The organism is Picosynechococcus sp. PCC 7003 (assembly GCF_001693255.1).
GTDB lineage: Bacteria > Cyanobacteriota > Cyanobacteriia > Cyanobacteriales > MRBY01 > MRBY01.
On record NZ_CP016474.1, the window covers coordinates 1403308 to 1419341 of the forward strand.

15 protein-coding genes and 1 tRNA gene are annotated in these 16034 nt (G+C 50.0%); 10 read left to right on the top strand and 6 right to left on the bottom strand.

From position 1 onward, the window contains the following. The first annotated feature begins 115 nt into the window (after positions 1 to 115). On the top strand, positions 116 to 1606 hold the full coding sequence (gene cobA / locus AWQ21_RS06710; RefSeq protein WP_065713869.1) for a uroporphyrinogen-III C-methyltransferase: 1491 nt from the start codon (positions 116 to 118) through the stop codon (positions 1604 to 1606). A 48-nt stretch (positions 1607 to 1654) separates the two neighbouring features. On the opposite strand, the gene AWQ21_RS06715 is transcribed toward cobA, so the two are convergent. Beyond that, positions 1655 to 2722: a hypothetical protein gene (locus AWQ21_RS06715; protein WP_065713870.1), complete on the bottom strand. Its 1068-nt coding sequence runs from the start codon at positions 2720 to 2722 to the stop codon at positions 1655 to 1657. A 164-nt stretch (positions 2723 to 2886) separates the two neighbouring features. Further along, positions 2887 to 5394, bottom strand: a complete 2508-nt coding sequence (locus AWQ21_RS06720; protein WP_065713871.1) for a U32 family peptidase — start codon at positions 5392 to 5394, stop codon at positions 2887 to 2889. 217 nt (positions 5395 to 5611) lie between these two features. Here AWQ21_RS06720 and AWQ21_RS06725 point away from each other — a divergent pair, with 217 nt between their 5' ends. From AWQ21_RS06725 to AWQ21_RS06735, 3 genes are all read left to right on the top strand, one after another. Further along, a complete protein-coding gene (locus AWQ21_RS06725; RefSeq protein ID WP_065713872.1) occupies positions 5612 to 6247 on the top strand; it encodes a ParA family protein in 636 nt (211 codons plus the stop codon). A gap of 5 nt (positions 6248 to 6252) precedes the next feature. Then, a complete protein-coding gene (locus AWQ21_RS06730) occupies positions 6253 to 6834 on the top strand; it encodes a hypothetical protein (protein WP_065713873.1) in 582 nt (193 codons plus the stop codon). 84 nt (positions 6835 to 6918) lie between these two features. After that, positions 6919 to 7860: a DUF1517 domain-containing protein gene (locus AWQ21_RS06735; RefSeq protein WP_065713874.1), complete on the top strand. Its 942-nt coding sequence runs from the start codon at positions 6919 to 6921 to the stop codon at positions 7858 to 7860. 127 nt (positions 7861 to 7987) lie between these two features. Here AWQ21_RS06735 and AWQ21_RS06740 read toward each other — a convergent pair whose 3' ends face one another. Together AWQ21_RS06740 and AWQ21_RS06745 are read right to left on the bottom strand one after the other, a co-directional pair. Continuing rightward, entirely contained in the window at positions 7988 to 8554 is a 567-nt protein-coding gene (locus AWQ21_RS06740) for a methyltransferase (RefSeq protein WP_232315096.1), read from the bottom strand. 401 nt (positions 8555 to 8955) lie between these two features. Further along, on the bottom strand, positions 8956 to 10107 hold the full coding sequence (locus AWQ21_RS06745) for an alanine--glyoxylate aminotransferase family protein (protein ID WP_065713875.1): 1152 nt from the start codon (positions 10105 to 10107) through the stop codon (positions 8956 to 8958). Positions 10108 to 10428: 321 nt separating this feature from the next. On the opposite strand from AWQ21_RS06745, the gene AWQ21_RS06750 reads away from it, so the two are divergent. Beyond that, entirely contained in the window at positions 10429 to 11553 is a 1125-nt protein-coding gene (locus AWQ21_RS06750; RefSeq protein WP_065713876.1) for a TMEM43 family protein, read from the top strand. Between the two features lie 80 nt (positions 11554 to 11633). Here the strand turns inward: AWQ21_RS06750 and AWQ21_RS06755 are convergent, their stop codons facing one another. After that, positions 11634 to 12515 (bottom strand): ABC transporter permease, encoded by an 882-nt coding sequence (locus AWQ21_RS06755; RefSeq protein ID WP_065713877.1) that lies wholly within the window; start codon positions 12513 to 12515, stop codon positions 11634 to 11636. A 198-nt stretch (positions 12516 to 12713) separates the two neighbouring features. Between AWQ21_RS06755 and AWQ21_RS06760 the strand changes: the two genes are divergently transcribed. Genes AWQ21_RS06760 through AWQ21_RS06770 form a run of 3 tightly spaced genes read left to right on the top strand, consistent with a single transcriptional unit; the run spans position 12714 to position 14556 of the window. Then, the gene (locus tag AWQ21_RS06760) at positions 12714 to 13751 is read left to right on the top strand and encodes a hypothetical protein (protein WP_065713878.1); all 1038 of its coding nucleotides are present in this window, start codon (positions 12714 to 12716) and stop codon (positions 13749 to 13751) included. Positions 13752 to 13790: 39 nt separating this feature from the next. Further along, positions 13791 to 14189, top strand: coding sequence for a TIGR03792 family protein (locus AWQ21_RS06765; RefSeq protein WP_065713879.1), 399 nt, complete (start codon positions 13791 to 13793; stop codon positions 14187 to 14189). Between the two features lie 40 nt (positions 14190 to 14229). Continuing rightward, positions 14230 to 14556 (top strand): YbjQ family protein, encoded by a 327-nt coding sequence (locus AWQ21_RS06770; RefSeq protein ID WP_065713880.1) that lies wholly within the window; start codon positions 14230 to 14232, stop codon positions 14554 to 14556. 116 nt (positions 14557 to 14672) lie between these two features. On the opposite strand, the gene AWQ21_RS06775 is transcribed toward AWQ21_RS06770, so the two are convergent. Then, positions 14673 to 14744: transfer RNA gene (locus tag AWQ21_RS06775), tRNA-Gln, on the bottom strand. A 148-nt stretch (positions 14745 to 14892) separates the two neighbouring features. Here AWQ21_RS06775 and AWQ21_RS06780 point away from each other — a divergent pair. Both AWQ21_RS06780 and AWQ21_RS06785 read left to right on the top strand, forming a co-directional pair. Continuing rightward, positions 14893 to 15195 (top strand): DUF2288 domain-containing protein, encoded by a 303-nt coding sequence (locus tag AWQ21_RS06780; protein ID WP_065713881.1) that lies wholly within the window; start codon positions 14893 to 14895, stop codon positions 15193 to 15195. 198 nt (positions 15196 to 15393) lie between these two features. Continuing rightward, the gene (locus AWQ21_RS06785) at positions 15394 to 16029 is read left to right on the top strand and encodes a DUF3038 domain-containing protein (protein ID WP_012306959.1); all 636 of its coding nucleotides are present in this window, start codon (positions 15394 to 15396) and stop codon (positions 16027 to 16029) included. The last annotated feature ends 5 nt before the right edge of the window (positions 16030 to 16034 follow it).

The window sequence follows — 16034 nt, forward strand, 5'->3', positions numbered from 1 at the left end:
TTTATTAATGCGTTGGGTAACGTGTTGGCGTTACGGTTGCGGGGTGTTTTTGTCTGATTTTGTCTTAGCATCTAATTTTAACGCAAGGTTTGACGGTGGTTTAGGGCGATCGCACATGGGTAAGGTATTTTTGCTGGGAGCCGGTTTAGGGACAAAAGACTATTTGACGGTACGGGGTTGGAAAATCCTCCAACAAGCGGAGGTGGTGATTTATGACGCGCTAGGTTCCCAGGAACTGTTGGATCTACTGCCCCAGGATTGTTTGCGGTTATTTGTCGGCAAGCGGGGTGGAGAAAAGAGTACGCCCCAGGGGGAAATTAATCGGTATCTGGTCGAATATGGGCAGTCGGAGAAACGGGTGGTGCGCCTCAAGGGTGGAGATCCGTATATTTTTGGGCGATCGCACCCGGAGATTCTGGCACTGAAAGAGGCAGGCTGTGATTTTGAGGTGATTCCTGGCATTTCATCGGCTTTGGTGGCACCGTTACTAGCAGGTATTCCCCTCACCCATAAAGACTTGAGTCGCGGCTTTTTTGTGGGGACAGCCCATGATCTAGACGCGTTTGATTGGTCTGCTCTGGCCCATTTGGAAACCCTGGTGTTTTTGATGGGGGGACGCAATTTAGGGGAAATTTGCCAGCGGTTAGTCAAAGCGGGGCGATCGCCTGATTTTTCCATTGCCATTATCCAAGCGGCGGGATTACCAGAGCAGCAGGTCTGGACGGGAACGTTACAGAGCATTACGAAGCAAACGGCGACGGTTCAAAAACTTTCTCCCTGTGTGATCATTGTGGGTCAGGTGGTTAGTCTCCGGGAGGATTACATGGATCGGGCTCCATTGGGTGGCAAAACAATTCTCATTACCCGTGCCGCGTCGCAATCAAGTGAATTTACCGAACTTTTGGCAGAAACCGGCGCAAAGGTCTTGGAAATGCCCGCTTTAGAGATCCGTGAACCCTCCACCTGGGAACCCCTCGACCAGGCGATCGCCACCCTAGAAACCTTTGACTGGCTGATCCTCACCTCGGCCAATGGCGTTGAATATTTTTTCCAGCGACTCGAAACCTTGGGCAAAGATGTGCGGGCCTTAGGTAAGCTCAAAATTGCCGTCGTCGGCAAAAAAACAGAAAAATTCTTGCGCCAGCACGGCCTAAAAGCGGACTATATTCCCCCCGATTTTATTGCGGATTCTTTAGTAGAAAACTTTCCAGATTCTCTGCAAAATCAAAAAATTCTTTTTCCCCGGGTCGAAACAGGAGGGCGAAAAATCCTGGTGCAAGAGCTCGCCCAACAAGGCGCTCAGGTGATTGAAGTGCCTGCCTACGAATCGGGGTGTCCGCGACAAATTCCAGCGGCGGTGTGGCAAGCCCTCGAAGCACAAACCATTGATCTAGTAACCTTTGCGAGCTCTAAAACAGTGCGCAACTTTTGGCAGCTAATCCAGCGGCAGGGGGGAGATTTAGCACTGTTAAAACCGCTGAAAATTGCCTCCATTGGCCCCCAAACTTCCCAGACTTGTTTAGACCTTTTCCAACGGGTTGATCTCGAAGCCGAGGTCTATACCCTAGAAGGTTTACGGGATGCGATTCTAACCAATTGTGTATAAAAATAATCAGCCATCATTGGCAGTTTTAGAGGCGATCGCCTTTGACGTTCACAATCCCGATGAGCGGACTTGATAGGGAATTTCTTCGATGGGGAGATTATTTAAATTCCAGTCTGTGTAACGCAATTGGAGGCGTTTTTCCCCAGCATATTCAACGATTTTGCCACCATATAAGCGGGCATCAGTACCTAGGCTTTGGATCTTGATGCTGCCGTTAAAGACCGTGGCCCGGGCGAGATAAATCACCAAATCGTCGCGGGAAGGGCGATTGACTGTGGTGCTAGCGGTGAGGTGAGCTAAACCCCGTTCGTCTAATTCCTGGGCGATCGCCATGGCTGTATTGCGAATGCCGCGAATGGCCACAATATTGGCTGCCACCGCCATCGTAATGTCAATTTTTTTGGTATCCGTCAGGACTGCATTGTGGGCTAAAAAGTGAAAATTTTCTTCCCCTAAATCATTGCGAATACGTCGATGGATCGGATTATGGGCATTGTAATTTTTTAGAGTGCCGACAATTGCGCCACAGGCGTTGCGAGGTTCGCGCCACGGTGATTCACGGGTTTTTCCATATACCTGCTTGCCATCCTGACGCAGCCGTCCCACATGGGTTTTGAGATCAATGGCCACCAGGGAAATGGATTGGGGATTGCCTTCGTAAACGCGCCGCTTTAGAGATTCGTCTAGCTCGTGAGCCACGGTGACATGGGCCAAAGTTTCACCGTCATCGGTGCCGCCACCCGCCGGAAAGAAAGCCTCTAATTTTAATTCGCCGATTTCTGAGAGGGTCGCAAAACGGGACGCCACCACATCTCGATATCGCTTTGTGGCTTCCCCCTGGTGGATGCGATCGCCACAATTGGTATAGGCGAGGGTCGTTACCACACTGGGCAAACTCATATCCGCCCCACAGGCCTTGATATCCGTTGAATCTGAGGCGACAAACTGTAATTCATCCCGCAAAATCTGCAGTCCACTGATCAGAGCATAGCGATCGCTGACGATTTCATTGAGGTAATTATGGTAGGCATTACGCTCCATGCCGAAACTGGCGGTGAGTTGCCAAAATTGTTTAACCCGTGCTTCGGTGGGGGCCGCATCGAAGGGTAAAGTCATAGAATTTTATCTGAAACGTTGATGTGATTTTAAGCAGAACAGTTGTGGCGCATTGGGGGAGGTGACTACGGCAAGTCCGTTTAACAACCCATAATTTTGGTGCAGCCCATTATTGCCAGGGATATGTGACAGTTCCGATTGGCTGAAACAGGGCGATCGCCTTTTTATTCTAGCGAACCACGGGTCACCCCCAATTGATTTTGGAGCTTGAGGGTTTTCCAGAGCTGTGCTCCAGAAATTTTTCCCGTAATGAGCTGTTGATAAAGGGCAATGGTCTTTGTAATTTCCTGGGGGGATTCGTGCACAAATTCAACACGGAAGTGCCGCACTCCCAAATTCATAAAATGCTGCATATACTCTGCGCCAGTCTGGGCGGTGCCATTAAAAACCGTATTCCGGCAGCCTGCATCGGCAACTAAAACATGCTCGATACCAGTGCGATCGCCTAATTTTACTTCATGGCTTTCACAGGGACGACCACAATTTGTAAAGTCAGTGCCATCGGAGAGAAATGCACAAAAAACACAGTGCTCCATGTGAAACATCGGCATATGTTGGTGGATCGTAATTTCAAACCAGTGGGGCGGTGTATTTTTCAGGAGCGATTCTAACTGATGAATATTCAGATCGTAGGAGGCCGTAAGACGTTCTAGGGGAAAGGTTTTTTTAAAATAATTGGCAGTGATTGGATTAGAAATATTTAAAGAAAAATCAGCGGTAATCCGTTCATTTTTAAAGAATTTGAGGTGATCGTAATTGCGGATTAAATAGCCATCTGCTTGACTAGACAGCACTTGATTGAGAATGTACTGTTCCTTGGGCTTAGTGATTCTGGGCGGTGCTACCCAAATTTCTGGTTGATGTTCTGTTTCTTTCGCCAGTTTAACCGCTTCACGGTAGTTGATCGGATTTTCAAACTCACAATAAATGGTCTGGATATTTGTATCTAAGATAGCCTTAAGTTGCAGCAAATTACGCACTAAAACAATAATTTTTGCTGAGTTACTCGCCGATTTTTCTAAACAGGGTAAAAGACTTTGATAGGATGCGCTACGATTCAGTTGCCAACGCTTCGGTTGAGCGCGCAAAGTTTCTAATTGACTGACCATTTCCCGCCGCATTCGATTTAGTTCACTCACGGGAAGAATGGCCTCACCAACCAGGTTATTTTCTAAATGCTGGAGGTAAAAAGGAGTATTTCCTAAGCGCCCAAATTGTTCTGTTAAACGTTCCGTCGTTAGGGGTTTCTTGATTGCTGCGTCGAGGCTGATTTCTGATGCGACCTGGACAATATTACCCTGTTCATCACGGGCGATCACCGTCAAATTTCCGCCAATTTCCCCATGAATTTCTAAAGTAATCGGGCGTTGAAATTGAATTTTTTCACCAGTAAAGGTTTGCCGTAATTTTTTATCCAGTTCCGGATCATTCGTTTTCCAGAGGCGATCGCCAACCCGCACCCGCCGCAAATCCACATCCCGCCGTCCAAAGGTCACAAGGGTATCTTTCCCGTGGGTTTCCACTGCGTAGACTCGTCCACCTTCCTCCCGTTCCGCTGGTTTTCCATAGTCAAAAACCACGCCATCCCCCGCTTTTAAGGGCGCTTCTAAGCGTAAAACCACTTGTTTATCCCGACCATCACGCACCTGTTTAATTTCGCCTAGATACACGCCGCGCTTTTTACCAAATCGAGCATGAACCAGACTTTGATTATCAATGCCATCGAGCCAACCTGTATATAAGCCCCGCGAAAATGCCATTTCTAATTGATATGTTTCCCGCTCAGAAACTTCATATTCTGCTGATAGATTGGTGACTGCTTTATCAATGGCTTGGCGATAAATTTGGGTGACACTTGCCACATATTCCGGCTGTTTTAAACGCCCTTCAATTTTGAGAGAAACTACTCCCGCTTTGATCAAGTCCGGCAACACAGGTAATCCTGCCAAATCTTGGGGACTTAATAAATAATGTCTGTCCCCTAAATCGAAGGGTTTGCCATCAACAATCATCTCGTAAGGCATCCGACAGGCTTGGGCGCATTCCCCGCGATTGGCCGACCGTCCGCCGAGGGATTCACTGGTCAGACATTGCCCCGAATAGGCGACGCACAACGCCCCATGCACAAACACTTCCAGCGGCATCGACAGGTTTTGCTGACCCAATTCCTGCTGAATTTTTTCGATTTCCTTGATGGCACATTCCCGCGCCAACACCACCAAATTACAGCCCAAATTTTGCGCAAACTCGACCCCCGCCGCGCTGGTGACGGTCATTTGCGTGGAGCCGTGGATCGGAAAATCGGGCGACAACTGCCGAATCAGGCGACACAAACCCACATCCTGCACGATCGCCGCATCGACCCCCGCCGCAATCATCGACCGCAAATATTGTTCAACCGCCGCCAATTCCGAGGTAAAAATCAACGTATTCAGCGTCACATAACCCTTCACGCCGCGCCGATGCAAATAGGCCATCAACTCCGGTAAATCCGCCTCGGTAAAATTCTGCGATCGCATCCTTGCATTGAACTGATCCAGCCCAAAATAAATCGCATCTGCCCCATTCTCCACGGCGGCGATCGCACAGTCCCAATTTCCCGCCGGAGCCAACAGTTCAGGGGTTTTTACTAAGATGGTAGATTCTACAGGGGTAACGGAGGGAGTAGACATAGGAATATCAAAATAGAGAGGCGATCGCTCCAGTAGTATAGTGGCATCCTGTCTAGGAACGAGTGATGAGTCTGAGCATAGCGTTTTGAAGGATCCAATTACTGTGAGAAAAGATAACTTCTCTCTCAAGAAACTTTGCATTTACTAGGGAGTGGGAACAGAGCCGCTATAATGGCTCACCATAAATCAAGGCTAATAAGCAAAAAACGAATCTATCGTGGCATCCCAGCGGATTTTAGCAGTTGTGAATGGTAAAGGGGGCGTTGGTAAAACCACTACCGCCGTCAATCTTGCGGCCATTTTTGCAGAAACACAGCAGGTTCTTTTGGTGGATAGTGATCCCCAAGGATCAGCCTCTTGGTGGGTAGACCGTAACCCCGATGAATGGCAGCTAGATGTAAGCAGAGAGCATCAACCAGATTTACTCCAAAACCTCCGACAGATTAAAGGTTATGACCTGATTGTGGTGGATACGCCCCCAGCTTTGCGATCGCAGGCCCTCAAAACCGTACTCCGCATTGCGGATTATGTGGTTTTGCCGACGCCACCGGCCCCAATGGACTTGAGTGCATTAATTGAAACGGTGCAAACGGCCATTAACCCCATTGAGATTCATCACCGGGTACTCCTGACAAAAGTCGATAGTCGCAGTCTCCGGGAGAGCATCGATGCCCAAAATACCTTGATTGAGCTGGGGATTCCGGTGTGTCATGCCTTTGTGCGTAGTTATAAAGCCCACGAGCAAGCTGTTCTCGCCGGCGTTCCCATGACCCAAATGCGTGGTAAAAAGGCTAAGGATGCGGAAACGGATTATCGTCGTGTCGCGGATGAATTGCAACGAGATTGGATTTAACGGTTATGGCTAGCAGTAAACAAAATTTATCGGATTTATTACGGCAGGAAGCAAAGCAGGATAAAACCAAGGCTTCTGCTCCCGAAACGGCAGATAACTCACCGGAGAAACCTTCGACAACGGCCCTTTCTCGGATGACGAAGGCGCAACTTCTGGCCCACATTGAAACCCTGTATGCCCAACAGGAAACGGTAACGGCCGCCCCTGTTGATCATGTTGATCAAACGCTGCTTACGGAGAAGGAAACCTTGGCGAGTGAGGTAAAAGCCCTCGAAGAAAAAATTGCGGTTCAACAACAGGCGATCGCCAACGCCGAGAAAACGATTAAGACCCTCAAAGCGGATTCTTCTGAAAAAGCGAAACTTGAACAAGCATTAGACGAACAACGGGGCCTCGTCGAAAAGTTGTACGGTCAAATCCAAAGCCTCGAAGCCCAACAGACGGAAAAAGAAGCCGCCATAGAACGCACCGTCGAAGAAGACCGCGCCCTTGTGCTTGCCCGCATTGCCAGCTACCAAGCGAATCTGCAATTTCCGGCGCAGCCCCCCTCCAGCATCCCCGATGAGGAAATCGGTTGGTTTGATTAGGGGAAAAACCGCCAATGCTCGGAATTCTGGGGCTTGATAGAATAGATCCCAGGATTTTTACGCAGCACATTTAACAACTCAATCATGATTAAACGGTTTTTTTATGGGGCGATCGCCATTGTCTTGGCCTTTACCCTGATCTTTACCCCGGCGGATAACGCTTGGGCGGCCCGCAGTGGGGGACGCATTGGTGGCGGTTCCTTCCGCAGTGCTCCTAGTCGCAGTTTCTCCCCAGGCCCAGCGCGTCGCGCTCCCGTTGGCGGTGGCTATGGCTACGGATTCGGGGGCGGATTTGGGTTCCCCTTCCTGTTGCCCTTCTTCGGATTCGGTGGTTTTAGCGGCATCTTTGGTCTTTTCATGATGTTGGCGATCGCTGGATTCCTCGTCCGCACCTTCCAGAATGTGATGGGGGGTGGCATGAATGAGGGCGACAGTCTCGGTTACTCTGCCCCTAGTAGCAAAATTTCTGTGGCGAAGGTACAGGTGGGTCTATTGGCCCAAGCCCGGGATCTCCAGCAGGATCTAAACCGCCTCGCGAGCACCGCTGATACCGGAACCCCTGCCGGACGCGCCAAGGTTCTACAGGAATCCACCCTTGCCCTGCTGCGTCACCCAGAATATTGGGTCTATGGCGCGAGCGAATCCCTCGAGGCTGGGGTTGATGCTGCCGAAACCAAGTTTAATCAATTGGCTTTGAACGAACGGAGTAAATTTACCGCCGAAACCCTCAGCAACGTTGACAACGAACGGGATGTGGCAGGGAAGAGCGCCGGTGTTGATTTGGTAAAAAGCGACGGCACACCGAACGAATACATCATGGTGACGATTATCGCTGGGGCCATGGGCAAAGTTGAGTTACCGAAAGTGACTGATTCCCAATCCCTCGAACAGGCAATCCGGCAAATTGGTGCCCTCGGTGGCGATCGCCTTTTGGCCCTCGAAGTTTTATGGACGCCCCAAGCGATTGGTGACACCCTCAGCACCGACGATATTTTGACCTATTACCCCGACATCAATCTCGTTTAATCAGGTCAAACGCTAAAGTAATCCAACGTAAATGATGGCAATTTAAAGAATCCCCCGTATTGAGGGGATTTTTTTTGATTTTTGTAAAAATTTGCCCTGCCAATCCCCTATTGGGTAAATGTATTTTCTAGGCTTTGCAGGCTTCAATGACACAAATTTCCTCGGCGGTTCTGACAATGCGCGTCAGTTTTAAGTCCGCCGCCGCCAACAGGGTTTCAAATTCCATCGCAGTGCGCTCTTTGCCACCGGGGCACATCACCAGCATATTGATGTCGAGCATCTTTGCACCGCTGGGTTCATTACCCTCTGGTACCACCGCTTCACAGATCAAGATTTTGCCGTCATCTGGTAGCACTGCTCGACAATTTTTCAAAATGGCGATCGCCGGCTCATCGCCCCAATCGTGAATAATATGTTTGAGTAAATAGGCATCGCCCCCAGCCGGAACCGTTCGAAAGAAACTGCCGCCAATCCGTTGACAGCGATCGCCGACTCCGTGGCGGTTTAACGTCGGTGCGGCATTGTCCACCACATAATCTTCATCGAACAAAATGCCCTGCAACTGGGGGTATTTGGCCAAAATGCTGCCGAGCAACTCCCCGTAGCCCCCACCCACATCAACGATGGTTGAGAAGGCAGAAAAATCATAATGGGCCAAAATTTTTGGCTCTTCATTTTTGGAGAAGCTGTTCATCGCCTCATGAACTACTCCAGCCTAAGAGACATGGAGTTTCCGACGCTTCATCGCTCCTAGTTGCCTCATGCTTCCGCAATCGGTAGAGCTTGGCAGCTCTGCGTCTAAAGAGGCCAGTTCCTGACCCCTTGCCCAGGCTCAATTAACCTGAGCTGCATTGATTCTTTTTAAGTGATCAATGTGGCTACTGTTATAGCATATTATTTCCACACTGGTTGGCTACTTCCGTTTCTCTTCAGTAGCCGCGCTATCCTTCCCTACCCTAAAGAGGGATAGGGACTGCCGCGCCCAAGTTCACAAAACCAGATTTAAGATTTAGCCCATAAAAAAATTCGCCCCCAGCACCGTAGACCAGAGGCGAAAAATGAAAATTTGCAGTTAATTTTAGAAAGCCAAATGTTTTAAGCGTTTTGGAAAACTGTTGCTGCTGCTTTCACGCCAGCGCCTGCCTCAAAATCACCGTGGCCTAAGCCCTGGAGGGTTGCTTCGAGGGCGGCGATCGCCGTAATGATATCCCGGTCATGGACAAAGCCTAGGTGACCAATCCGGAAAATTTTCCCTTTGTAATCATCCTGGCCGCCAGCGAGGGCGATATCAAAGTTTGTGCGCATCGCCTTGCGGATATCCTCGGCACCGAGAGGCGCGGGGTCAACGGCGGTCACCGCTGTACTGGCATTGCCATCGGGGGCGAAAGTCTTTAAACCTAAAGCTTTTACTGCCGCGCGAGTGGCATCGGTTAAGCGTTGGTGGCGAGCAAAAATATTCTCTAAGCCTTCCCGTTGCATCATCCCTAGGGCCGCCTGGAGGGCGAAAATTAGATTCACAGGCGGTGTAAAGGGGGTGGTATTTTTCGCTAAATTTTTCTTCGCGGCCTTGAGATCAAAGTAGAAGCGGGGAATTTTTGCAGTTTCGTAGGCAGCCCAAGCTTTATCACTGACGGAAACAAAGCCCAAACCCGGCGGAATCATAAAGCCTTTCTGGGAACCAGAGGCGACCACATCGAGGCCCCATTCATCAGTGGGAACATTGCAAGCGCCTAAACTGGTAACGGCATCCACAATCATTAATGCACCGTGGGCTTTGACGTAGCGGCTGATGGTTTCGAGGTCGTTGAGGACACCGGTAGAAGTTTCTGAGTGGGTGACGACGACGGCTTTAATTTCTTTGGCAGTGTCGGCTTCGAGCTTGGCGCGGAAAACTTCAGGATCGAGGGCTTCACCCCAGGGGGCTTGCACCTTTTCGACGTCCATACCGTAGGTTTCACAGACGATCGCCCAACGTTCACCAAACTTGCCGTTATCGCCGACGAGGACTTTATCGCCCGCATTGATGAAGTTGATCAAACCCGCTTCCATGGCGCCGGTACCGCTGGCGGCGAGGCAATACACATCGTTTTTGGTTTGGAAGAGCCATTTGAGTTGTGCCGTGACCTCGGCCATGATTTCGCTAAACTGGGCGCTCCGGTGACCGATAGGGTGTTTGGCCATTGCTAGCAAAACCTGCTCCGGCACAGGGGTCGGGCCGGGAATCATCAGCATATGTTTGTCTTCCATGTTGTGTTTATCCTCGCTTAGACAATTTTTTTGAACCTGCCACCAATCCCCAAGAGCCGAGGGAGGTTCCGCAAAAGCTAAATCCTATCCTATGCGATCGCCCAGATCAAGCTACTGAGATGCCGTCTATTTATTCACGAAAAGCAAAAATTTCACGAGGCAGTGAAGAAAAACGTTAAGGATGATTGAGAAGCGTCACAAAGTCCAAAAAATCGGGGGCCAAGTTATATCCTAAAGGCACCTTCGATTCACCGATCAAACGGAAGTTTTCCCTCGGTTGAAGTGGATCGAAGGGAAATGTTTTGTACGGTTCCAAAGCCAATGAGTGACCAATTTGTTGAACAAAAAACAACGGGGTATTTTCAGCGCCTCGGCAATTCCATTGTGGGGATTTTCCTGGGTATCGTTCTCTTTTTAGCGTCCTTTGGGGTGCTCTACTGGAATGAAGGCCGGGTAGACCTCTCGAAAATTGCGGCCACGGCCACAGAAATTCCCGCCACCGGCACTGCTACGGTAAAGGCCAATAGTTTTGTGTCGATCACAGGCAACCTCAGCAGCCCAGAAACCCTCGGCGATCGCCCCTACTTAGAACCCGGTGAATACATTGCCCTCAGGCGCAAAACAGAAATGTATGCCTGGGAAGAGAATAGCCGCACCACCACCAAGAAAAATGCAGGGGGTTCAGAAACGAAAACAACGACCTATACTTACGCCAAAGAATGGGCTGAAAATCCGGATGATTCCTCACGGTTTAAGAATCCAACCGGCCATTACAACCCCGAAAAAAGCATCGAGAGCCAAGACCTGCGGGTTTCCCAAGCCCAAGTGGGGGACTATCAACTGGATGTCAATCAGCTAACGTTTCCCATCAACCAGCCCGTTAATTTAACGGCAGCCCAGATCCCAGCAGAATCAAAAAACAAACTCAACGGCAGTTACTTATTTTTTGGGACAGGTAGCCTCGGCAGTCCAGAAATTGGCGATCTGCGGCTCAGTTATCAAGCCCTAAATAAAAATATTCAAGCAACGGTGTTTGGGGACTTGGGCAACGGCAACCAGCTCACGCCCTACCAAGGCCCAAAAAATGTGACGTTTTATCGACTCTTTCCCGGTACCCGTGACCAGGCGATCGCCAACTTAGCAAACCGACATAAGCTGATCACCTGGGGCCTACGGTTCGGGGGCTTTTTATTAATGTGGATTGGCTTAAATTTAGTCGTCGAACCCCTCGGTGTTGTGCTGGATATCATTCCGTTTTTAGGGGATTTGACCCGCACCGCCACAGGTTTTGCAACGTTCATTGTGGCGGCGATTTTGTCTGGTTTAACGATTATTGTGTCGATGATTCTTCACAGTCCGATCATGATTTTCCTGGCCCTCGGTCTCTGTGGTTTCATTGTCTACCGCTGGACGAAACGTAAAAAGACCAAGGATCAACTGGCTTAGGTTCTCCCTGGTCAAGTAAAAGTTTTAAAAATATTTGGGAACGGCGATCCGTTCCTTTTTTAGTGGAATTTTTGTAAAAATTAGCCCAAACGACGTTTAAGGAGCGGTTGGATGGTTGCCAAGGCGATCGCCCCAAAAACCGTCAAAATTCCAAGCACTGCCCCAAAGTTTAAATCTCCCCAAGGTGCACTAAAAACCACACTCTGCCATGTCCAATCACTGTGCATATAGAGATAGCGAATCGGCTCAATGGCATAGGTCAAGGGGTTTAAGCTCGCGACAATCTGTAACCAGTTCGCCATGAAATCTAAGGGCGCTAAAGCGGTACTGGCAAACAGCAGGGGTAAATTCACCACAAAAATTACCGCAATCAGTTCAATATGTCCCGGCAGCGCAAAAGCCAAACCTAAACTGAGGGCCGTTACCGCCAACACAATCAAGAACACCACCAAGGCGATCGCCCCGAGACCCAAGGCACTGGGTAAACCCGCCCCCAAGAAAGCACTGGCCCCGACAATCACCGCCGTTTGAATCAAGGTCAGACCCATAATGTAAATCGTTGAGGCCGCCACGATGGAGTAGCGCGTCGCTAAAGGAGCCACTAGCAGTCGATTTAAAAAGCCAAATTCCCGGTCAAACATCACCGGTAAACCTGCATTCAATGCCCCGGAAAAGGCCGTAAACACAATAATCCCTGGGGCGAGGAATTGGGCATAGTTAATATCATTCCCAAACAGTCCTTGGGGCGCTTTATAAAATAGGGCACCGAATAAAATCAGCCACATAAACGGTTGGATAATGCCAGCGATTAGGGTCGTTGGGCGTCGCTGTAATTGAATCACCAGCCGTTGGGTGAGGGCCACCGTTTCCTGAAAAAAATCCTGCCAGCCATTTCCCTCAGGAGTATTGACCTTCGCAGTGGGGGACAGAATGGAGTTGGGAGTAAACACAGATTGACTCATAACAGTTGTTTCGCGTACCCAATGGGCGCAAATGTTGGCTCTTTTCTCAGGACTAGATTAACGTATTCCACCCTAAATCATGGTCTTTGTTCCCCTGGGGATGCGCCTTGTCGGGGGAGAGAATTCCCACTAAAATCAGTGGGGCTTAGCGAGAGCTATAGTTTTACTTCTATGTCGTTTCTGAAGGCGATCGCCCCTATGACCACCCTGACCGACGTTTCTGCCGCTGACCTGGCCGCCGCTTTGAATACGGACGTTGATTTTAACTTGGAGCTGCCGGATCCTGAGGATGACCAACTCCACGATGCGGAATTTGATACCCAGATTGAGCGGGTCTGGCAAATTTGCGATCGCTTTGATCTGCAAACAGACATTTGGCGGGGCCGGATTATGCGGGCCGTGCGGGATCGAGAAAAACGTGGCGGCGACGGGCGCGGGACAGGCTTTTTAAACTGGCTCAAACAGCGAGAGATTAGCAAAAGTCAAGCCTACGGCCTCATTGAACTGGCCAACAGTGCCGATACCCTCCTCGCCGAAGGACAACTCGACCCCAACAGCATTAACAATTTCAGTAAAAATGCCTTTGTCGAAACGGCAAAATCAGCCCCAGAAATTCAAAAACTCGTTGCCGATGCCGCCCAAAAAGGCGATCGCATCACCAGACGGGAAGTAAAACAACTGGCCGACGAATGGACGAGTATGAGCTCGGAGCTGCTCCCCGATGAAGTGAAAGAACAGGCCGCCAGCGGTGCGCTCCCCAGTCGGTTTCTTTCGCCCCTGGTGAAGGAATTAGAGAAATTGCCAGAAGCCCATGTCACGGCAATCCAAGAGGAAATCCGCGAAGCCCCCAACACCGACACCGTCAAAGCCATGACCCGGGAGGCGAAAAGTCTAGCAAAATATATCGATGCCGCCGCCCAGGTGCAGACCCTCCGCAAGGCGAACATTGACCTAGAAATGGCCCTCGAAGAAGCCCTACGTTTGGATTGTCTGGGTACCGCCGCTGATCTGGTGAAACAGGCCACCCAAATGGAGCAATGTGTGGTGAAACTCTTTACCACCTGGAAGCGCCTAGGAAAATTAGCCGATCGCCTTTATGTGGATACGGGGGCGAGCAATCCCTATCTACGGTCGATGCTGGGCACCCTAGATGCCTTGAGTGGCGAGGTTTTAGAAGTCGATTTAGATGATTCCGGCGAGAGTAGTGTGCGGATTCGCATTTTGGGAGAGGAGTAAAATAGCAGAGAACAGTTTCAATCAGGAGTAGCGGATCCGATGGGTAAATGGTTCGGGGCGATCGCCTTAGTCTTCGCTTTAATTTTCGGTCTCGGACAAAACGCAAGTCTGGCGGCACCTCTGAGCGATGCTCCCGTGGTGGAATGGTTAACCTTTGCCGTTCCCCAGGCCGACCAGGCAAAATTCATCGAAAAGGAACTGGAAATCTGGAACCCAATTGATCGGCGATCGCCTGCCTTTGTGCGCAAAGAAATCTGGCAAGCTGCTGACCACCCCGATCAGCTTACTGTCGTTGTGTCTTGGTCGAGCCAAGCCCTACGGAAAGTCGTTTCCCCAGAGGAAGTGGCAGCCGCCGAGAAAGCCTTTGATAAAGCCATGGGCAAAAGTTACCCAATCCTCGAAAAGAAAGAGTTCTACAATCTTTCTCCTACCAATTGAACTCGCTAAATTTCTGTTGCACTAATACCCATAGAAAAATATGATTCTCACCACTACCAACACCATCGAAGGGGCAACCATCACCAGTTATCAAGGTGTCGTCACCGCTGAAGTAGTCTATGGCACCAACGCCCTCCGGGATTTCTTTGCGGGCATCCGAGACATGATTGGCGGCCGCACTGCTAGTTACGAGCGTATCTTTGAAAAAGGTCATCAGGAAGCACTGCGGGAGCTAGAAAGCAATGCCCAAAAACGCGGTGCCGATGCGGTAATTGGCCTGAGCATGGACACGGGCACGATCAATATCGACGACAAAGGCGTTCTGCTGCTGATCACGGCCACTGGAACCGCTGTAAAACTGGGGTAAGAATTTTCTTTACTGGGCGATCGCCACGATCTTCCCAACATCGTTCTCTGAAACCCTGCAGATACATAGCGCCGTGGGCAACAAGGTTCAGAGATTGTTTGAAGTTGATGATTTTACTGGGGTGCCAGGATTCGAACCTGGGAATGTCGGAACCAAAATCCGATGCCTTACCGCTTGGCGACACCCCATTGCGTTTAAGCCTTTAGAAATATAACACCAATTTTTCGGAAGCGTCAACAGTCTCACCAAATCTTTTTCGAGTGGCCCTGGATAATTGTCAAAAACCCCAAAATCCAGTAAACCTTAACCGTTGCCCTTAATTTCATTATTTTTTTAATGTCAGATCTGCTTAAACAACTCCAGTCCAATTTTGGCGACAGTGAGTGGCATGACCTCGCGCCCCATGCGGCCCGTGATGCGCTGATTGTGGTACATCCTTCCTTAGATCTGTTACAGGTGGGAGAGGCGATCGCCACGGATAATGCTGCCCTAGTGGGCAAGTGGATGAGCGGTGGCCTAGTGCGTAAGCCCACAAAAGAAGAACTAGAACGCTGGAACCAAGCAACCCAGACCCTAGTATTTGCGACATTAATTGTGCAGCCCTTTGTGCTGATCAGTGGAGACCAACCAGAAGTTTAAAGGGGTGATCGCCCGGAATTTTTTCGCTGGGACGACGGGTCTTGTGGGGTAAACTGATTGAGAACAATCCATTGCCCTGGTGTGAGACCTCTGATCATCGCGTATGATCGGGTTTGAGCCTCATTGATGGCATGGCGATAGATAGCGATCATCTCCCGTCGTGGGTTTGCAGCGAACCAAGTTTGTTTTTCTGAGAGTATGAATGATTCTGTGAGCGTAATGCCCAATCCTAGTTCCCCATCGGTATCCCCAGGACAACCCTACCTGTTGCAAAATCTGCCGGATCTATTGCCGGAGGGAAAAGTTTTTCCGCGCCGGGCCCAACAGCAAATTGACCTGCTCCTCTTGGCCCTAGAAGCGTTGGAATTGGGCGGTTCAGAACTAATGCTGCGCTCTGCCCAAAAACTAGAATTGACGGAGATTATCCCGAATCGGGTCGTCCTCTGGCGACTGCGGCGCACCAACCCCTGGCGACGGTCTCACACCCATGGCCACCTGACCCCCACAGAAGCCAAGGCATTAGTTTTGATCATTGGCGATCGCGCGAAGAATTTACTGGCCCTGTTACGACAACTCCTACCCGCCGCCCAGCACCTCCGGGAACGGAATCTCCCCCTCGACAGTCATTTCCGTCTTTCTGAATACCTAGAAAGGTTTCGCGCCCATTTCCGGAGCCGGATGAATCCTCGACGTGTCCGTGTTACACTCTACAACCAGTCAAAACAAGATTTAAACGAACTGGCGATCGCCCTCCTCGAAAAGCTGTTGTTTTGCACAGGCACCGTTGGCACCCAACGGCTATGGGTCAGCCTCTTTGATGGAGAAGTGAGCTAAACAAT

Coding starts and splice junctions, on each gene's coding strand:
- cobA (WP_065713869.1), top strand. CDS start 116: ATGGGTAAGGTATTTTTGCTGGGAGCCGGTTTAGGGACAAAAGACTAT.
- AWQ21_RS06715 (WP_065713870.1), bottom strand. CDS start 2,722: ATGACTTTACCCTTCGATGCGGCCCCCACCGAAGCACGGGTTAAACAA.
- AWQ21_RS06720 (WP_065713871.1), bottom strand. CDS start 5,394: ATGTCTACTCCCTCCGTTACCCCTGTAGAATCTACCATCTTAGTAAAA.
- AWQ21_RS06730 (WP_065713873.1), top strand. CDS start 6,253: ATGGCTAGCAGTAAACAAAATTTATCGGATTTATTACGGCAGGAAGCA.
- AWQ21_RS06735 (WP_065713874.1), top strand. CDS start 6,919: ATGATTAAACGGTTTTTTTATGGGGCGATCGCCATTGTCTTGGCCTTT.
- AWQ21_RS06740 (WP_232315096.1), bottom strand. CDS start 8,554: ATGAACAGCTTCTCCAAAAATGAAGAGCCAAAAATTTTGGCCCATTAT.
- AWQ21_RS06745 (WP_065713875.1), bottom strand. CDS start 10,107: ATGGAAGACAAACATATGCTGATGATTCCCGGCCCGACCCCTGTGCCG.
- AWQ21_RS06750 (WP_065713876.1), top strand. CDS start 10,429: ATGAGTGACCAATTTGTTGAACAAAAAACAACGGGGTATTTTCAGCGC.
- AWQ21_RS06755 (WP_065713877.1), bottom strand. CDS start 12,515: ATGAGTCAATCTGTGTTTACTCCCAACTCCATTCTGTCCCCCACTGCG.
- AWQ21_RS06760 (WP_065713878.1), top strand. CDS start 12,714: ATGACCACCCTGACCGACGTTTCTGCCGCTGACCTGGCCGCCGCTTTG.
- AWQ21_RS06765 (WP_065713879.1), top strand. CDS start 13,791: ATGGGTAAATGGTTCGGGGCGATCGCCTTAGTCTTCGCTTTAATTTTC.
- AWQ21_RS06770 (WP_065713880.1), top strand. CDS start 14,230: ATGATTCTCACCACTACCAACACCATCGAAGGGGCAACCATCACCAGT.
- AWQ21_RS06780 (WP_065713881.1), top strand. CDS start 14,893: ATGTCAGATCTGCTTAAACAACTCCAGTCCAATTTTGGCGACAGTGAG.
- AWQ21_RS06785 (WP_012306959.1), top strand. CDS start 15,394: ATGAATGATTCTGTGAGCGTAATGCCCAATCCTAGTTCCCCATCGGTA.